Below are 16913 nucleotides of genomic sequence, written 5' to 3'. Positions count from 1 at the left end.
GGGTTACGCCGCCAGCCCTTTCGAGCCGATATCCAGGAATTTCTGACGGCGGTCCATAATCAGGGCCGCCGCATCTTTGCCGTCCAGATCTTTTAGCATTTCGGCAATAGCCCCCCGAACCAATTCAACCGTGGCGGACGGGTCCCGATGGGCGCCGCCTTTGGGTTCTTCGATAATATGGTCGCAGACGCCCAGTTTGTGCAGGTCCTGCGCGGTTAGGCGCAGCGCTTCGGCGGCCTCACGCATTTTTTCCGCATCTTTCCACAAGATCGAGGCGCAGCCCTCGGGTGAGATCACCGAATAGACCGAATGCTCCAGCATCGCGACGCGGTTCGCCGTGGCAAAGGCCACAGCCCCGCCCGAGCCGCCTTCGCCGATGATCACTGATACCAGCGGCACACCGATCTTCAGGCACATCTCGGTTGAACGCGCAATGGCCTCGGACTGGCCGCGTTCCTCGGCGCCCTTGCCGGGATAGGCACCTGCCGTGTCGATCAGGGTGATGACGGGCAGGCCAAAGCGACCGGCCATCTCCATCAGGCGGACGGCCTTGCGATAGCCTTCGGGCCGGGCCATGCCGAAATTCCGTTCGATCCGCGATTTGGTGTCTGACCCTTTTTCGTGGCCGATCACCATAACCGGCTGATCATTGAACCGGGCCAGACCGCCGATCACGGCCAGATCGTCAGCAAAGTTCCGGTCACCTGCCAACGGGGTGAATTCGGTGAACAGGGATTTGACGTAATCCTTGCAATGGGGCCGTTCGGGATGACGGGCCACCTGACATTTCCGCCATGGGGTCAGGTCGTCATATAATTCGTCCAACAGCTTGGCGGCCTTGGTGTCCAGAGCGGCAGCCTCGGCGGCAATGTCCATCTCTTCGTTGGCGCGGGCAAGCGCGCGCAATTCCTCGGCTTTGCCTTCGATCTCGGCCAGTGGTTTTTCGAAATCCAGATACTGGGTCATGACGCCTCTCAACGCAGAAGTTCCCTGCTATATGACCTGACGTCGCTCGGGATGCAACTCAGCAAGATTTGTGGATGCGGTATATGCAATCCCGGACAGGCAAAGCGAAAGAGGGATGCCGATGGCAACAAGTTACGAAGACCGCGTCCTGCGCGTTCTGGCTCATATTCACAATTACCCGGCTGGGGACCTGTCGTTGGACGCATTGGCGGATATTGCTGCCATGTCCCGGTTTCACTGGCATCGCGTGTTTCGCGCCATCACCGGTGAAACCTGTGCGCAGGCGGTGCGCCGGATCAGGCTGCATCGTGCTGCCAGTTGGTTGGTGCAAACAGACCGGCCGGTCGCGCAGATTGCGACGGGCATCGGCTATCCCAACCTCAAATCCTTTGCGCGGGCCTTTACCGATGCCTATGGCCACAGCCCTGCCGCGTTTCGCAAGGCCGGACAGTTTTTGCCCGCAAACCCTCATTTCAAAACCGGAGACTATCCCATGCAACCCATTATCACCCGCACTGACCCCGCCCGCCGTGTCGTCGCCTTGCCGCACAAGGGCAGCTATACCGAGATCGGCAAAAGCTTTGAGGCATTCGGCGCCCTGTGCGAATCCCGCCAGTTGTGGCCGCAAATCGGGCTAGTGCTGGCCGTCTATCTGGACAGCCCCGACGAGGTGCCCGCAGACCAATTGCGCAGCTATGCAGGGGCCGAGTTCCGGGGCGGTGCCACCCCCGAGGGGATGGAAAGCCTGGAAATCCCCGGCGGCAAGACGGCTGTGCTGACCTACAAGGGACCGTACTCCGGCATTCATGCCGCGTATCACAGCCTTTACGGCAATTGGTTGCCAGAATCAGGCGAGGAACCCGCAGATCAGCCCTGTTATGAGATCTACCTGAACAACCCGCGCGAAACGGCCCCCGAAGACCTGCTGACCGAAATCTGCCTGCCGCTAAAGTAACTCAGCCCGGCCACAGGACCGGATAAAGCGAGGCGATCAGCAGGGCGGCCATGGTCCAGTTGAACACCACCAGTCGGCGCGGGTTCGTCAAAACGCGCGCCATCTGTTGCCCCAGCACGGTCCATGTGCTGACCGATGGCAGGTTCACCGCGCCAAAGACCAGCGCAACAACGGCAATTGCTTTTAGTGTTTGATCCGGCGTGTATGCCGTTGTCGCGGTCAGGGCCATGGCCCAGGCCTTGGGGTTGACCCACTGAAACGCCGCCGCCTGCAAAAAGGTCATCGGCACACCGGATGCATTCCCACCTTGCACCGGGGCGGCGTGGGCTATTTTCCATGCGAGATAAAGCAGATAAATCACGGATACGAGTTTCAGCACCGTGTAACTGACCGGATATCTGTCAAACAGCTGCACAAGCCCGGCCCCGACCAGCAGCACCATGAAGGTGAACCCCAGCCCGATTCCCAGCATGTGCGGGATAGTGCGGCGAAATCCGAAATTCGCGCCCGAGGCCATCAGCATCAGGTTATTGGGTCCCGGCGTGATGGATGAGACAAAGGCAAAGGCGATCAGGGCCAGAAGGATATCAAAAGTCATAACGCGGATAATTGCTGTGAATCCCGCAAATGAAATTGCGTTTTGATGTGTTTATGCAGTACTTCTGCAATTAATGACGACGATAGACGACATAAATCAGCAAATATTGCGTGAACTGTCGCGCGACGGCCGTATCAGTAATCTTGAACTGGCGGACCGCGTTGGCCTGTCCCCCTCGGCCTGTTTGCGCCGCGTGCAAGAGCTTGAGCGTTCGGGCGTGATCGCAGGCTATCGCGCAGTGCTGAACCCTGCGGCGCTGGGCGTGGGGTTTGTCGCGTATATCGGTGTGGGTTTGGGTGAACACACCAAGGCCGCGCAAGAAGGGTTCGAACGCGCCCTGCAACGCGCGCCAGAGGTGGTTGAATGTCACAACATCACCGGAACCATTGAGTACCTGCTGCGGGTCGAATGCGCGGATCTTGCGTCTTACAAAACGTTCCATACCGACGTTCTGGGAACCCTGCCGCATGTCACGTCGATTACATCTTATGTTGTCATGGGATCGCCCAAGGATATGCGGGCCTGAGTCTGAAATTGTGAACTTTAACCGTCTTGCGGGGTAAATACTCAGGTCTTAATGTTTCCTTAAAAGGCCAACCGAAGTGGGGAGAAACCCAAGCCGGGCCATACTCAGGGAGAAGACCATGACATTCATTCGGACCGGGGCACTTGCCGCAGCACTGGCGTTGATCGCCGGTGCGGCCATGACCGCGCCGCTGAAATTGCAACCTGCCAACCCGCAACCCAGCCCAAAAGCGGGATTGGATGTGAAATATGTCGGAAGCGGAACACAGCGAAAGATCCGCGATCTAAAACAGGCCAAGAAATTGCTGTCCAAAGCACAACCCGGGCAACCCTTGCGTGGGCTGGATTACCGGGACACGAACAAAGGTGAAAAAGTGCTGACGTTCAGCGACGCCTATAATGTTGCCGCTGAGATCACGGGTTACATGCGGTTCGACTCGCCGGGGGTGTATGAACTTGAAACCTGGTCAAATGACGGGATCGACGCATGGGTTGGCGGCCAGCAGATCGGTCATGTCAGGGGCATTCAGGGGTGCGAGGCCAATCAGCGAACCGAAGTCGAAGTGCCGCGGGCGGGGTGGTATCCGCTGAAGATCACTTATTTCCAGAAACTTGGCACGTCTTGCCTGATGATGAAGTCGGGCAAGCAGGGCGAAGGGGTCGCCTGGACGCCCAACAACGTGTTTGGCCGATAGCAAAAAGGCGCCCCGATGGGCGCCTTTTTCTTTTCCGGGTCAGGCGTTGGCGGCGATCAGCTCGGCCTGTGCCACGATCACTTCGGCCTGTTTGATCGAGGCGATATCGACCAGGCGGCCCTTATAGACGGTTGCGCCTTCTCCGTTTGCTTTGGCCTGTTCCATCGCGGCCAGAATTTCGCGGGCTTCCGACACCGCCTCGTCCGACGGGGTAAAGACCTGATTGGCCAGAGCGATCTGCTTGGGATGGATCGCCCATTTGCCGACCATGCCCAGCGTGGCCGAACGTTTGGCCTGCGCGATATAACCCTCGTCATCCGAGAAGTCGCCGAAAGGCCCATCCACGGGCAGCACGCCATGGGTGCGGCAGGCGGCCACGATTGCGGCCTGCGCCCAGTGCCACGGGTCGGACCAGTGCTTTTCGCCTTCGCGCAGCATGTAGTAGTTTTCCTGCGTACCGCCGATCCCGGTGGTCTGCATGCCCATTGATGCGGCAAAATCCGCGGCACCCAGGCTCATGGCCTGCATCCGCGGGGATGAGGCGGCGATTTCTTCGACATGGGCAATGCCTGCGGCCGATTCGATGATGACCTCGAAGGAAACCGGCTTGGTGCGGCCCTTGGCGCGTTCGATGGCGGTGACCAGGGCATCAACAGCATAGACATCCGCCGCGCAGCCGACCTTGGGGATCATGATCTGGTCCAGACGGTCGCCCGCCTGTTCCAGAAGATCCACAACATCGCGGTACCAATAGGGCGTGTCCAGCCCGTTGATTCGCACAGACATGTATTTGCCGCCCCAATCGATGGTGTTCAGCGCCTCGATCACATTGGCGCGGGCTGTGTCCTTGTCCGAAGGTGCAACCGAATCCTCGAGGTCCAGGTTGATGACGTCCGCAGCCGACGCCGCCATTTTCGGGAACAGTTTGGTGTTCGATCCCGGTCCGAACAACTGACAGCGGTTGGGACGCGCGGGGGCGGCGGGTTGAATGCGAAAGCTCATCTGGACCTCGTGCAAGAAAGGAAATTGCGATTTTCTTGCCTCATGAGGTATTAAATTGCGCATGGCTTCGCAAGCGCCTTTGTGCAGTTGCGGCAATGCAATCGCAGCAATCACTCTGATGCGGCCCTTTGTTGGAGATTAAAGTTTAATCACTGTGAAAACTTCGAAGCCTTGTGCGTAATTGCCGAAGTCGGCGCAAAAATCTCCCACCCAAAGGGGCGTTGCCAGCTGAAAACGCGAAACACTCGTCAGGCATTCTCACTAGCCTGCGTCGAAACCTAAGGAGTGCACCGCAATGATCGAGACACCGTATCTGTTGTTTTTGGGCGATGCGCCCGACCAATTGGCGGCCAAAGTTGCCATCGGCATCAGGGACTGGCGTCCGGAAAACGCCGTGGGTCAGTACCGGATGGATGGTTGTAAGACGGATCTGGGCCTGACCGACATGACCCTGACAGAGGCACGCGAAGCAGGGGCCAAGACCCTGGTGATCGGCGTTGCCAATCGTGGCGGCGTGATCAGCCAGGAATGGAAAAAGGTTCTGGTGATGGCGCTTGAGGAAGGGTTCGATCTGGCCTCGGGCCTGCACAACCTGCTACGGGACGAGCCGGATTTGGTCGCCGTGGCCGAGGCCACGGGCCGCAAGCTGCATGATGTGCGCGTCCCCGAGGTCGAATTCCCGATCGCAAACGGGATCAAACGCAAGGGCAAACGCTGTCTGGCCGTGGGAACCGACTGCTCTGTGGGCAAGATGTACACGGCCATGGCAATGGATGCCGAGATGCGCAGGCGGGGCATGACGTCGACCTTCCGTGCCACCGGCCAGACCGGCATTCTGATAACCGGCGACGGGGTGCCGCTGGATGCGGTCGTTGCAGATTTCATGGCGGGCTCGGTCGAATGGCTGACACCGGACAATGACGACGACCATTGGGACCTGATCGAAGGGCAGGGGTCTTTGTTCCATGTGTCTTACTCTGGTGTGACCATGGCGCTGATCCATGGCGGCCAGCCGGATGCACTGATCCTTAGCCATGAGCCGACGCGCACGCATATGCGCGGTTTGCCGACCTATCAGCTGCCGTCGCTTGAAACCCTGCGCGACACGGCGCTGGCGCTGGGCCGGGTTGCCAATCCCGATTGTCAGGTGGTCGGTATTTCGGTCAACACGCAGCACATGAGCGAGGACGAAGCGAGCGCCTATCTGGCCAAGGTCGAGGCCGAGATGGGCCTGCCAGCCACCGACCCGTTCCGGTTCGGGTCCGGCAAGCTGGTGGATGCGCTGGCGGCGATGTAAAGAGAACCGGCCGCCGTTGGGCCGAGATTTTTCGTCGAAAAATCTGGGCCGGGCACCCGGTCGTTCAAAAGAATAAGGATGCGGTTATGCAGATTGATGTCTCTCGAGATGTATTCCGGCTGGCGCAGGTCTTTACGATCTCGCGCGGGTCGCGGACCGAGGCGAAGGTGCTGACCGTGCGCCTTTCAGATGGGGCGCATCAGGGCTGGGGCGAATGCGTGCCCTATGCCCGGTATGATGAGACATTGGAATCCGTCGAGGCTGAGATTGCAGGCCTACCGGACACGTTTGACCGTGCCCGGTTGATGGAGTTGCTGCCCGCAGGCGCTGCGCGCAACGCGGTGGATTGTGCGTTGTGGGATCTTGAGGCCAAGCGCGCCGGGCGGCGTGCTTGGGAACTGGCCGGGCTGCCAGCACCTGCCCCCGAGATCACCGCCTATACCCTGTCACTGGACACGCCCGAGGCGATGCAGGCACAGGCGGCGGCAAATGCGCATCGCCCGCTGCTGAAGATCAAGCTGGGCACGCCGGACGATATGCCCCGGCTTGAGGCCGTGCGCACAGGTGCTCCGGATTCGAAAATCATCGTGGATGCCAATGAGGGCTGGTCGGCCGAGGTTTATGCCGATCTGGCCCCGCATCTGGTGCGGCTGGGGGTGGCACTGGTCGAACAGCCCCTGCCTGCCGGGGACGATGATGCGCTGATCGGTATGGATCGCCCTGTGCCGGTCTGCGCCGACGAATCCTGCCATGATCATGCGAGCCTGCCCGCGTTGAAGGGCAAATATGACGTGGTGAACATCAAGCTCGACAAGACCGGCGGCTTGACCGAAGCGCTGCACCTGCGTCAGGCCGCGCTGGCCGAAGGCTATCGCGTGATGGTTGGGTGTATGGTCGGCAGCTCGCTGGCGATGGCGCCTGCGACCTTGTTGGCGCAAGGTGCGATGGTAACGGACCTTGACGGCCCGCTTCTGTTGGCCGAAGACCGCGATACCCCGCTGATTTTCGATGACGCCGGAGTGCACCCGCCCAAAGCGAACCTCTGGGGGTGACGAACGCCTAGAAAACGATCCGGCGGATCGTTTTCAGTGAGGAACGGGCGAAGCCCAGAGACGAAAAGGATAAGACATGACCCGCACCGTTTACGTGAATGGCGAGTACCTGCCCGAGACCGAGGCCAAGGTTTCGATCTTTGACCGCGGTTTCCTGATGGCTGATGCCGTTTACGAGGTGACCAGCGTTCTGGACGGCAAGCTGATTGACTTCGAAGGCCACGCGGTGCGCCTGAAACGTTCGCTGAACGAATTGCAGATGGCCGAACCGTGCTCCAAAGAAGAGTTGCTGGAAATTCACCGCAAGCTGGTAGAGTTGAACGGTATCGAAGAAGGGCTGATTTACCTGCAGGTCACCCGCGGCAGCGATGGGGATCGGGATTTCGTTTTCCCGGCGGAAGATACCAAACCGACTTTGGTTCTGTTCACGCAGAACAAGCCGGGGCTGGCCGACAGCCCCGCAGCGAAAAAAGGTGCCAAGATCATCTCGATCGACGATATCCGCTGGGGTCGCCGGGATATCAAGACGACGCAGCTGCTGTACCCGTCGCTGGGCAAGATGATGGCCAAAGCCGCCGGCTGCGATGATGCGTGGATGGTCGAGGATGGCCATGTTACCGAAGGCACCAGCAACAATGCCTATTTCGTCAAGAACGGCAAGATCGTGACCCGCCCACTGTCCAGCGACATCCTGCATGGCATCACCCGCAAGGCAGTGCTGCGCATGGCAGCAGAAGCTCAGATGGAAATCGAAGAACGTCTGTTCACCATTGATGAGGCCAAAGAGGCGGATGAGGCTTTTACCACCTCGGCCAGCGCCTTTGTCATGCCGGTGGTTGAGATTGACGGCGTTCCACTGGGCGACGGCACACCCGGCCCAATCGCCAAACGCCTGCGCGAGATCTATCTGGATGAAAGCCGCAAGGCGGCGATCTGAGGGCGCACCGGACCTGAAAAGGCCCGCCGAATGGGCGGGCCTTTTGTTCGGCGGGGGTTACCCCTTTTTGCCTACATTCTCTTCGAATGCGACTTCGAATTCGGCCTGCTTCGCTGGGCTGGCGTCGGTCTGGTAGTTGGCCTTCCACTCCTCCATGGTCATGCCATAGAAGATTTTGCGGGCCTCGTCCTTGCCCAACTCGATGCCTTTTTCGTTGGCGGCTTCCTGATACCAGCGCGACAGGCAGTTGCGGCAGAACCCGGCCAGATTCATCATGTCGATATTCTGAACGTCGGTGCGATCTTCCATCAGGTGCTTTTGCAACCGGCGGAACGCGGCGGCCTGAAGTTCGATTTCGGTTTGCTTGTCCATGGTCTGGCTCCGGATGGTTGTCTTGTGTGTGTTAGCTGACCTAGTAATCCAATTGTGGCGTTACAACAAACAGCGGATCGTTCCCTAGGCCAGTTTCAACGCCAGCCATGGCACGATGCAAAAGATAAGGGTCAGGGTTTTGTAGTTGGCAAGATATCTGAAGTAAGCCCGTTTCACGTCTGGACGTTCCATTTGAAACATCCGGCCATGAACCCCTGCGATCCAGTCTTGCAACAGGACTATTGCCAAAGTCGTGAACAGAAGAACCGCGATGTTGAGCACCGCCATCCAGCCGAAAACGGTTGTCAGAAACTCCTGTGTCATGATCGCCTCCTTTCTCTCAGTACATGGGGATCGGGGGTGTGGCGCGCAATGATCGGGGTTTTTATCCTGTTGCCGTTACAAGCCGCTGTCAGTCAACGCGTCTTGCAGGATAACGGCCAGACGTTCCGCCCATTCCCGTTGCCCAGAGTGATCGGCGATCAGGTCATTGCGCAGTTCAATCAGCGCATTCGGGCGGCCATGGGCCGTGCAGTGCCGGTTGATCGCATCACCGGGCAATACGCCGGTGTAGGGCTGATTGACGCCGACGCACAGGTCTGCCTCGGCCTCAAGCCGGTTGATCAACGGGCGCGAGAATCTCTCGTCCTCGGTGTGCAGGATACCTACGTGCCACGGGCGCGGTTCGCGACCCCGCAATTGCCGGGTGAAAGAATGCATCGACACGATCACGGCGTGCGGCAACCCGGCCAAACGCTCCAGCGCGTCGTGATAGGGGCGGTAACACATGTTCAGGCGTCGTTCCCGCTCGGCCGCGTCGGCGTGGCGGTTGCCGGGAATGATTGAGCCGTCATACAGCTTCATCAGCAGGGTCGGATCGTCCTCACCCCGGTTCGGATCAATCACCAGACGCGAGAAATTGGCCGCGATGACAGGGGCATTCAGGATCTCACCCAGATGTTTCGACACCTCATAGGCGCCGACGTCATAGGCGATGTGACGTTCCATATCCTCGCGCGGCAGACCGAGGTCCGCACCATTGATTTCGGGCGGCACGGTGTTGGTTGCGTGGTCGCATGTGATCAGCCAGCGGGACGGGCGATCCGCGCCATGGATAAAAAACGGAGAATACGTCATAAGCCTGTCATCTAGTTTGTCGCAGGTGTAGGGCAGTTGCCTAGAAAAGGGAATTGCGCAATAAGCAGACCCAGGCAATGTTTGCGGTAACATGACTGCGAAGCCAAGAAAAGACGTGAGGAGAGCGGAACCGATGCGACGCCTGAGAAATGTGAAAATCGTGGCGACGCTGGGACCGGCGTCCAACGACTATGACACCATCCGCGCCCTGCACGAGGCAGGCGCAGATGTGTTCCGCCTGAACATGAGCCACGGCAGCCACGATGAAATCCGCGAACGGCATCGCACCATTCGGCAGGTGGAAAAGGACCTGGACAGCCCGATTGCGATTCTGGCCGACCTTCAGGGGCCGAAACTGCGCGTCGGCGTTTTCGCCAATGATGCGGAAGATCTGCAAGAGGGTGCCGCGTTCCGTCTGGATCTTGATGAGACACCCGGTGACAGCAGCCGTGTTTGCCTGCCTCATCCCGAGATTTTTGCGGCCCTTGAGGTCGGCGCGCGCCTGCTGGTGAATGACGGCAAGATTCGTTTGATCGTGCAGGATTGTGGTCAGGATTACGCCAATTGCACGGTTGAAGTCGGCGGAACGATTTCGAACCGCAAGGGCGTCAACGTACCCGATGTGGTTTTGCCCTTGGCGGCGCTGTCGGCCAAGGACCGGGACGATCTGGAATTTGTCTGTAAACTAGGTGTCGACTGGCTTGCGCTTAGCTTTGTGCAGCGCGCCAAGGACGTGTTCGAGGCGCGCGCGCTGGCCGATGGCCGCGCGTCGATCCTGTCCAAGATCGAAAAGCCTGCGGCGGTCGAGGCGTTTGACGACATCCTTGATGCCTCGGACGGGATCATGGTGGCGCGGGGCGATCTGGGCGTTGAACTGCCGGTTTCCGCTGTGCCGCCGATCCAGAAACGTCTGGTGCGCAGGTGCCGAGGCGCCGCCAAGCCGGTGATCGTGGCCACCCAGATGCTGGAAAGCATGATCGAAAGCCCGATGCCCACCCGGGCCGAGGTCTCGGACGTGGCAACCGCCATCTATGAGGGCACCGATGCAATCATGCTCAGCGCGGAATCTGCTGCCGGATCGTATCCGATCGAGGCTGTGCAAACCATGAACAAGGTCGCAATCGAGGTTGAGGCCGATCCCACCTATACCCAGATCATCGCCGCATCCCGCACGGCCAAGGGCACGACAATCGCTGACGGCATTGTGGCCGCCGCGCGTGAGATTGCGGAAAAGACCGATATCAAGGCCATCTGCTGCTTTACCCAAAGCGGCACCACCGCGCTGTTGACTGCGCGCGAACGTCCTGGTGTGCCGATCATCGCCATGACGCCCGCCACCGGCACCGCGCGCCGTCTGTGTCTGAGCTGGGGCTGCCATTGCGTGATGACGCCCGAGCTGGAGCGGTTCAAGGGCGCTGTGGTCAATGCCGCCCGCGCGGCGCGTGCTGGCGGTTTCGCGTCCGAGGCTGATCAGATCGTCGTGACCGCCGGTGTGCCCTTTAACGTGCCCGGCACCACCAATATCCTGCGCATCGCCCCTTGCGACGAGCGTCTGATCTACAACACCGATCCGGGTTGATCCGAGGGTGAAATTTCATTCTTGAATATGTCGCGCAGGTGACATGCCTAATTATTGGGCGAAAATAATATAGCGATTCCAGCATATTGCCGAATCTATGGGTGAATTTGGCAGATAATCCTCTGATTTTTGGTGTTTTTCCCGGATACTTGGCCGCAGGGACGGTCTACTCATTAAGTTCCAGGTTCCGGCTGTCCTGGCGGGGGCATAAGCCTTTGCACAACCAAAATAATGGAGGAACGTCATGACAACGAAAATTGTCATTGGACTGGACGGGACAGAAACCGGAGAGCGTGCAATCGCCTTTGCCAAGGATTTGGCCGGGCGGATTGGCACCTGTGAATTGCTGGTGGTCTATGTCATCGAATGGTCCCCTTTTACATTTCAAACACCCGAAGAAAATGCGTTGCGCCACAAGCGGCGCGAAGAAGAAGTCGCATTGGCGACGTCACGAATTGTCACCCCGGCGATCGAGGCCCTGAGTACAGCGGGCTTCACGGCACATGGCATCGTCCGTCATGGTGACGTGGCCGAGACGCTGAACGCGATCACGGTTGAAAACAAGGGCACGCAGATCATCGTCGGCCGCGCCTCGGCGGATGGGTTCAAAAAGCGTCTTTTCGGCAGTTCGACCCAGAATCTGGTCATGCATGCCGATGTGCCAGTCACTGTTGTGAACTGAGGGGGAGGGATGACAATGAAAATGCTACATCAATTGGGTCTGGCCACAGCGGCCGCCCTGTTCGCCAGCCCCGCAATGGCCCAAGAGGCCGCCGGATTGGACGAGCGGATCAATCAGGCCTTTGCCGATTTCACCGGGCCTTTCGTCAGCTTTATCTTTGCCCCGTTCCCGGGAACGGGGTTTCCGTGGATCGTCGGGTGGCTGGTTGTCGCGGCCTCTGTCTTTACGCTGTATTTTGCCTTTGTGCAGTTGCGGTTCTTTGGCCACGCAATCAGCCTGGTAAAGGGCGACTATTCCGATCCCAACGACGCGGGTGAGGTCAGCCACTTTCAGGCGCTTGCAACGGCGCTGTCGGGAACAGTCGGTCTTGGCAATATCGCCGGTGTGGCGGTGGCCGTTGGGATCGGTGGGCCGGGTGCCACGTTCTGGATGATCGTTGCGGGCCTGCTGGGCATGGCCTCTAAGTTCACCGAATGTACGTTGGGCGTGAAATATCGTAACGAATACGAAGATGGCACCGTGTCAGGTGGCCCGATGTACTACATGTCCAAGGGGTTCGACGAACTCGGCCTGCCGGGTGGCAAGATACTGGCGGTTCTGTTCTCGATCTTCTGTATCCTTGGCGCGTTGGGCGGGGGCAATATGTTCCAGGCCAACCAGGCGCATCAGCAGATTGCGGGCATTGTCGGGAGTTATCCCGGCTGGATCACGGGGCTGGTCTTTGCAGCCATCGTTTTCATGGTGATCGTGGGCGGCCTGAAATCCATCGCACGCGTGACAGAAAAGGTCGTGCCGTTCATGGGTGTCATGTATGTGGCGGCGGCGCTGGTCATCATCATCATGCACGCAGATCAGATCGGCTGGGCTTTTGGCCAAATCTTTGCCGGTGCATTCACAGGGCTTGGTGTTGCAGGCGGTATGGTCGGGGCGCTGATCCAGGGCTTCCGCCGTGCGGCGTTTTCGAACGAAGCGGGCGTGGGTTCGGCAGCCATCGCGCACTCGGCGGTGCGGACCAAAGAGCCGATCACCGAAGGGTTTGTCTCGCTGCTGGAACCCTTCATCGACACGGTCGTGATCTGTACCATGACCGCCCTGGTGATCATCATCACCCAGCAGTTGATCGTTGATCCTGAAACCGGCAACTACATGCTGAACGAGGCGGGCAATGCAATTGCCACCGTCGACGGTAACTCGGGCGTCAGCCTGACCTCGGCGGCCTTTGGCAGCGCCTTCAGCTGGTTCCCGTATGTTCTGGCGATTGCGGTGGTGCTGTTTGCCTTTTCAACCATGATCAGCTGGTCCTATTACGGCCTTAAGGCCTGGACCTACCTGTTCGGTGAAGGTCACACCAAGGAGCTGATGTTCAAGATCATCTTCTGCGTCTTCGTGGTGATCGGTGCCGCCGCTAACCTTGGCCCGGTCATCGACTTCTCGGATGCGGCGATCTTTGCGATGGCGGTTGTGAACGTCTTTGCGCTGTATTTCCTGATGAAAGTGGTGCGGCAGGAACTGGCGTCCTACGCGGCCCGACTGAAAAGTGGCGAAATCCGCAAATTCGGCCATTGAAGCAAATCACCGGGGCGGTCGTTGTCGCCCCGGTGCCTGACCATGCTGCGAAAAGCGCAGATTCTGGTCGAAACCCCCTTGCCAGTATGATCGAACTTGCGTAAACGGCGCTTCTGATCGCGTGACCGGCCAATGTGGCATGCCGAGTCGCGTTTAGTACCGAACCCCGAAAGGAGACGGAAATGCCTAAGATGAAGACAAAGTCGAGCGCCAAAAAGCGCTTTAAGGTGACTGCGACCGGTAAGGTCCTTGCTGGCCAGGCCGGCAAGCGTCACGGCATGATCAAGCGGACCAAGAAATTCATCCGCGATGCCCGTGGCAACACCACCCTGTCCGCCCCCGACGCCAAGATCGTCAAGGGCTACATGCCCTACGACCGCTAAGAGGAGATTAAGAGATGTCCCGCGTTAAAGGTGGAACCGTAACTCACGCCCGTCACAAGAAGGTCGTCAAGGCCGCCAAAGGTTACTATGGCCGCCGCAAGAACACCTTCAAGGTTGCCCGTCAGGCCGTCGACAAGGCCAATCAGTACGCAACCCGCGACCGTAAGAACCGCAAGCGCAACTTCCGCGCGCTGTGGATCCAGCGTATCAACGCTGCTGTGCGTTCGCATGACGAAGCACTGACATATTCCCGCTTCATCAACGGCCTGACATTGGCCGGTATCGAAGTGGACCGCAAAGTTCTGGCCGACCTGGCCGTGCACGAACCGGAAGCGTTCGGCGCGATCGTCGCCCAAGCTCAGGCTGCTCTGACCGCCTGATCCTCTGAAAAGAGACAGTGAATGAAGGGCCGTCCCGTTTGGGGCGGCCCTTTTGTTACAGGAAGCCGGAAACGGTTTGAGGCCGCATTGAGCCCTAAGTCGACATTGACTTAGTTAGGTTCGCCTCTTCGTCCTCGGAGAACCGCCCCCTTCTTAGGAACACCGCATACCCCAACTTTGCCCTGCGAGATAGTTCGACCCACGTTGTAGATCGTTCGTACACAGCGAGTTCCCAAGTGTCTTGATGGGTTTCCTTGGCAGCTTTGTCGGCAATCTCCAAAAAACCAGAAATCGCTTTCCGCTCTTCTTCGTCAAACAGTTCTGGGACAACATCAAAGTCTATCGGCAGGAAATCGTATATGCACTCTAACGTTTCGAATGCGCCAAGCTCAGACACGCTACAAAGTGACGAAGAGTGATCTAGTTGTTCAATGATGCGATTGCGTAATCGCTGATAAAGAAGCTGTTGGCTAATTTCATTCATGGCCTTTGATAGCCAATGTTTTGGGATATCGGAAGTCTGCTCCGTCCGGTAGAGTGGTCATTCTGCACGACAGTATATGGGTTTCCCCAAAAAAACATGGCGCGAATGGTGCCGGTCTTCGTCGCACTAGAGCCCGCCTATGGGCTTACTCGCTTTTGTCCTTCTTCACCAATTGCGCAGCAAAGGCCACACCAGTACCCGGACCGGCGTAAGTGATCATGATCACATCATCCAGATAGACGCCGTTGAATATCCCCGCCGAGACGTCGTCGCCTGAAATCCCGGCCTCGGCCAGAACAAAGCGGGTGGGGTCATCCAGACTGAAGGTGCCCATTGCCTCTTCGACGATCCATTCGGTGTCACCGATGCGCCGCCAGCGGTTGGTGGCGGTGATCAGGTTGCCGTCCAGCTTGGTGACCTCCAACTCCATCTCGGTTTTCAGTAGGCCCTTTCCGTGGTTCGGGTTCGACTTGGCGAAGGCGACCAGATAGGTGCCATGCCACGTGCCGACGATCTGGGGGAAGCCACTTCCGTCTTCGGCGCTGGCCGGGGGGGCAACCGCCAGAACAAGGGCGGCGGCAAAGCTGAGGATGAGGTTGCGTATCATCGGACTGATCTCCTGCATGGGGTGCGATCAGGCTACTCGAGAATGGAAATTTGGCAAACTATTCCGTTGAAACAAAAAAACCGGCGCAAGGCGCGCCGGTTTTCACAGTCTTGTTGCAGTGAGTTATCCGAACACACGCCCCAGCGCACCATCCACCGCATCGGTGATCTGGTCGATATCATCCGGTGTGGCAATCAATGAAGGCGAGAAGCACAGCGTGTTGTTGCGGCCGGGGATCGAGCGGTTGGTGACGCCGATAATCACGCCCTGCGCCATGCAATCGGCCACAACTGCCTGCGCCATCTTTTCTTCCACCGGCTCGCGGGTTGACCGATCCGCAACCAGTTCGGCGCCCAGGAACAGACCCTTGCCGCGCACATCGCCGACGACCTTATGCTTGTCCATCAGCGCCTGAAGGTTGCCCATCATACGGTCACCCATGTCGACGCAATTGCCCAGCAGGTTTTCATCCTCGATGATGCGCATGTTTTCGATCGCGGCCGCCGGACCAGCGGTGCAGCCACCAAAGGTTGAGATGTCGCGGAAGTAGTTCATCGGATCAGCGGCATCATCCTTGAACATGTCAAAGATTTCTTCGGTGGTCACCAGGCAGGCGATGGCGGCATAGCCTGACGCCACACCTTTGGCCATAGTGACGAAATCCGGTTTCACACCGTATTGCTGATAGCCAAACCAGCTGCCGGTACGGCCCACGCCGCAGACGACCTCGTCAATATGCAGCAGGATGTCGTACTTTTTACAGATCTCCTGAACGCGTGGCCAGTAGCCGTCGGGCGCTTCGATCACACCACCGCCAGCGGTCACCGGCTCAAGGCACAGGGCGCCCACGGTGTCGGGGCCTTCGCGCAGGATCACTTCTTCGATCTGGTTTGCGGCCCATTCGCCAAAGTTCTCTTCGGGTGCGCCGTCCAACTCGTGCTTACGGTACTCCATGCAATGCGGCACGCGGATGAAATCGGGGGCAAAGGGGCCGTATTGGGCATTGCGCTCGTCCTGCCCACCTGCCGACATCGCCGCCAGGGTCGAGCCGTGATAGTCGCGATCGCGGTACAGGATCTTGGTCTTCTTGCCACCATAGCGTTTGTGCGCGATCTGGCGCACCATCTTGAAGGCCTTCTCGTTCGCCTCGGAACCTGAGTTCATATAATAAACACGGCTCATGCCCGGCATCTTGCTGATCAGCTTTTCGGCAAAGATCGACCCGGGGATCGACCCGGCCGAATTCGCAAAATAACACAGTTTCATCAACTGGTCATAGACCGCCTTGCAGATCGATTCGCGGCCATAGCCCACGTTGACTGTCCAGACACCGCCGGACACAGCGTCCAGATGCTCCTTGCCGTTCTGGTCCCAGACGCGCATACCCTTGCCTTCGACAATGATGCGCGGATCATTGGTTTCAAAGGGTTTATGCTGGATCAGGTGGTGCCAGATATGGGCCCGGTCGGCCTCGACCACGCGGGAAAGATCGTTTTCATTGAACGTGCCGTCCATGACATGTCCTTTCAGAATTACAGGGTGCTCGGGATGCGGGAACAAAGCGGTCCCGGCTTGCATTTGCGATGGTTCAGATCACCGCGAAAGACCATCGGGCGATAGGGCCAGATTGCATCATCCCGTATTGCCAGTTCATGTCTGCGGCGTATTTCTACGGATTTGTCAGACGCCTGTCTTT

General features: G+C 58.6%; 20 protein-coding genes. 11 read left to right on the top strand and 9 right to left on the bottom strand.

Features of this window, described 5'->3' with window-relative positions:
* Window positions 1-3: 3 nt before the first annotated feature.
* Window positions 4-966 carry an acetyl-CoA carboxylase carboxyltransferase subunit alpha gene (locus JT51_RS09955; protein ID WP_037311343.1) on the bottom strand — a complete coding sequence of 321 codons (963 nt, stop codon included), beginning with the start codon at window positions 964-966 and terminating at the stop codon, window positions 4-6.
* Between the two features lie 121 nt (window positions 967-1087).
* Here JT51_RS09955 and JT51_RS09950 point away from each other — a divergent pair, with 121 nt between their 5' ends.
* On the top strand, window positions 1088-1921 hold the full coding sequence (locus JT51_RS09950; protein WP_037312090.1) for an AraC family transcriptional regulator: 834 nt from the start codon (window positions 1088-1090) through the stop codon (window positions 1919-1921).
* 1 nt (window position 1922) lies between these two features.
* On the opposite strand, the gene JT51_RS09945 is transcribed toward JT51_RS09950, so the two are convergent.
* Window positions 1923-2519: a LysE family translocator gene (locus tag JT51_RS09945; RefSeq protein ID WP_037311341.1), complete on the bottom strand. Its 597-nt coding sequence runs from the start codon at window positions 2517-2519 to the stop codon at window positions 1923-1925.
* A gap of 73 nt (window positions 2520-2592) precedes the next feature.
* On the opposite strand from JT51_RS09945, the gene JT51_RS09940 reads away from it, so the two are divergent.
* Both JT51_RS09940 and JT51_RS09935 read left to right on the top strand, forming a co-directional pair.
* The gene (locus JT51_RS09940; RefSeq protein ID WP_037311340.1) at window positions 2593-3045 is read left to right on the top strand and encodes an Lrp/AsnC family transcriptional regulator; all 453 of its coding nucleotides are present in this window, start codon (window positions 2593-2595) and stop codon (window positions 3043-3045) included.
* A 118-nt stretch (window positions 3046-3163) separates the two neighbouring features.
* Window positions 3164-3739, top strand: a complete 576-nt coding sequence (locus tag JT51_RS09935) for a PA14 domain-containing protein (RefSeq protein ID WP_037311338.1) — start codon at window positions 3164-3166, stop codon at window positions 3737-3739.
* A gap of 39 nt (window positions 3740-3778) precedes the next feature.
* On the opposite strand, the gene JT51_RS09930 is transcribed toward JT51_RS09935, so the two are convergent.
* Window positions 3779-4741, bottom strand: a complete 963-nt coding sequence (locus JT51_RS09930) for an L-malyl-CoA/beta-methylmalyl-CoA lyase (RefSeq protein ID WP_037311337.1) — start codon at window positions 4739-4741, stop codon at window positions 3779-3781.
* A gap of 295 nt (window positions 4742-5036) precedes the next feature.
* Here JT51_RS09930 and dgcN point away from each other — a divergent pair, with 295 nt between their 5' ends.
* From dgcN to JT51_RS09915, 3 genes are all read left to right on the top strand, one after another.
* Complete coding sequence (gene dgcN, locus JT51_RS09925) at window positions 5037-6038, top strand: N-acetyltransferase DgcN (RefSeq protein WP_037311335.1); 1002 nt, start codon at window positions 5037-5039, stop codon at window positions 6036-6038.
* Window positions 6039-6124: 86 nt separating this feature from the next.
* On the top strand, window positions 6125-7090 hold the full coding sequence (gene dgcA / locus JT51_RS09920; protein WP_037311333.1) for an N-acetyl-D-Glu racemase DgcA: 966 nt from the start codon (window positions 6125-6127) through the stop codon (window positions 7088-7090).
* A 76-nt stretch (window positions 7091-7166) separates the two neighbouring features.
* Window positions 7167-8027: a D-amino-acid transaminase gene (locus tag JT51_RS09915; RefSeq protein ID WP_037311330.1), complete on the top strand. Its 861-nt coding sequence runs from the start codon at window positions 7167-7169 to the stop codon at window positions 8025-8027.
* Between the two features lie 57 nt (window positions 8028-8084).
* Here the strand turns inward: JT51_RS09915 and JT51_RS09910 are convergent, their stop codons facing one another.
* The 3 genes from JT51_RS09910 to JT51_RS09900 form a co-directional block, all read right to left on the bottom strand.
* Window positions 8085-8399, bottom strand: coding sequence for a DUF1244 domain-containing protein (locus JT51_RS09910; RefSeq protein ID WP_037311328.1), 315 nt, complete (start codon window positions 8397-8399; stop codon window positions 8085-8087).
* 84 nt (window positions 8400-8483) lie between these two features.
* Window positions 8484-8723, bottom strand: a complete 240-nt coding sequence (locus JT51_RS09905; protein WP_037311324.1) for a DUF6868 family protein — start codon at window positions 8721-8723, stop codon at window positions 8484-8486.
* A gap of 75 nt (window positions 8724-8798) precedes the next feature.
* Window positions 8799-9536 carry an N-formylglutamate amidohydrolase gene (locus JT51_RS09900; RefSeq protein WP_037311321.1) on the bottom strand — a complete coding sequence of 246 codons (738 nt, stop codon included), beginning with the start codon at window positions 9534-9536 and terminating at the stop codon, window positions 8799-8801.
* A gap of 133 nt (window positions 9537-9669) precedes the next feature.
* On the opposite strand from JT51_RS09900, the gene pyk reads away from it, so the two are divergent.
* The 5 genes from pyk (at window position 9670) to rplT (ending at window position 14126) form a co-directional block, all read left to right on the top strand.
* Window positions 9670-11115: a pyruvate kinase gene (gene pyk / locus JT51_RS09895; protein WP_037311318.1), complete on the top strand. Its 1446-nt coding sequence runs from the start codon at window positions 9670-9672 to the stop codon at window positions 11113-11115.
* Between the two features lie 244 nt (window positions 11116-11359).
* On the top strand, window positions 11360-11797 hold the full coding sequence (locus tag JT51_RS09890) for a universal stress protein (protein ID WP_037311315.1): 438 nt from the start codon (window positions 11360-11362) through the stop codon (window positions 11795-11797).
* 15 nt (window positions 11798-11812) lie between these two features.
* Complete coding sequence (locus tag JT51_RS09885) at window positions 11813-13363, top strand: alanine/glycine:cation symporter family protein (protein WP_037312087.1); 1551 nt, start codon at window positions 11813-11815, stop codon at window positions 13361-13363.
* 182 nt (window positions 13364-13545) lie between these two features.
* Window positions 13546-13746 (top strand): 50S ribosomal protein L35, encoded by a 201-nt coding sequence (rpmI, locus tag JT51_RS09880; RefSeq protein WP_010443552.1) that lies wholly within the window; start codon window positions 13546-13548, stop codon window positions 13744-13746.
* Between the two features lie 14 nt (window positions 13747-13760).
* Complete coding sequence (gene rplT, locus JT51_RS09875; protein WP_037311312.1) at window positions 13761-14126, top strand: 50S ribosomal protein L20; 366 nt, start codon at window positions 13761-13763, stop codon at window positions 14124-14126.
* 94 nt (window positions 14127-14220) lie between these two features.
* On the opposite strand, the gene JT51_RS09870 is transcribed toward rplT, so the two are convergent.
* The 3 genes from JT51_RS09870 to JT51_RS09860 all read right to left on the bottom strand — a co-directional run bounded on the left by JT51_RS09870 (window position 14221) and on the right by JT51_RS09860 (window position 16732).
* Entirely contained in the window at window positions 14221-14610 is a 390-nt protein-coding gene (locus JT51_RS09870) for a hypothetical protein (protein ID WP_037311311.1), read from the bottom strand.
* 145 nt (window positions 14611-14755) lie between these two features.
* A complete protein-coding gene (locus JT51_RS09865; RefSeq protein WP_152563322.1) occupies window positions 14756-15217 on the bottom strand; it encodes a hypothetical protein in 462 nt (153 codons plus the stop codon).
* A 123-nt stretch (window positions 15218-15340) separates the two neighbouring features.
* Complete coding sequence (locus JT51_RS09860) at window positions 15341-16732, bottom strand: aspartate aminotransferase family protein (protein WP_037312083.1); 1392 nt, start codon at window positions 16730-16732, stop codon at window positions 15341-15343.
* Window positions 16733-16913 lie beyond the last annotated feature (181 nt).

Source organism: Ruegeria halocynthiae, from assembly GCF_000743705.1.
Taxonomy (GTDB): domain Bacteria; phylum Pseudomonadota; class Alphaproteobacteria; order Rhodobacterales; family Rhodobacteraceae; genus Ruegeria; species Ruegeria halocynthiae_B.
This window is presented reverse-complemented; position numbering and strand designations above follow the sequence as displayed.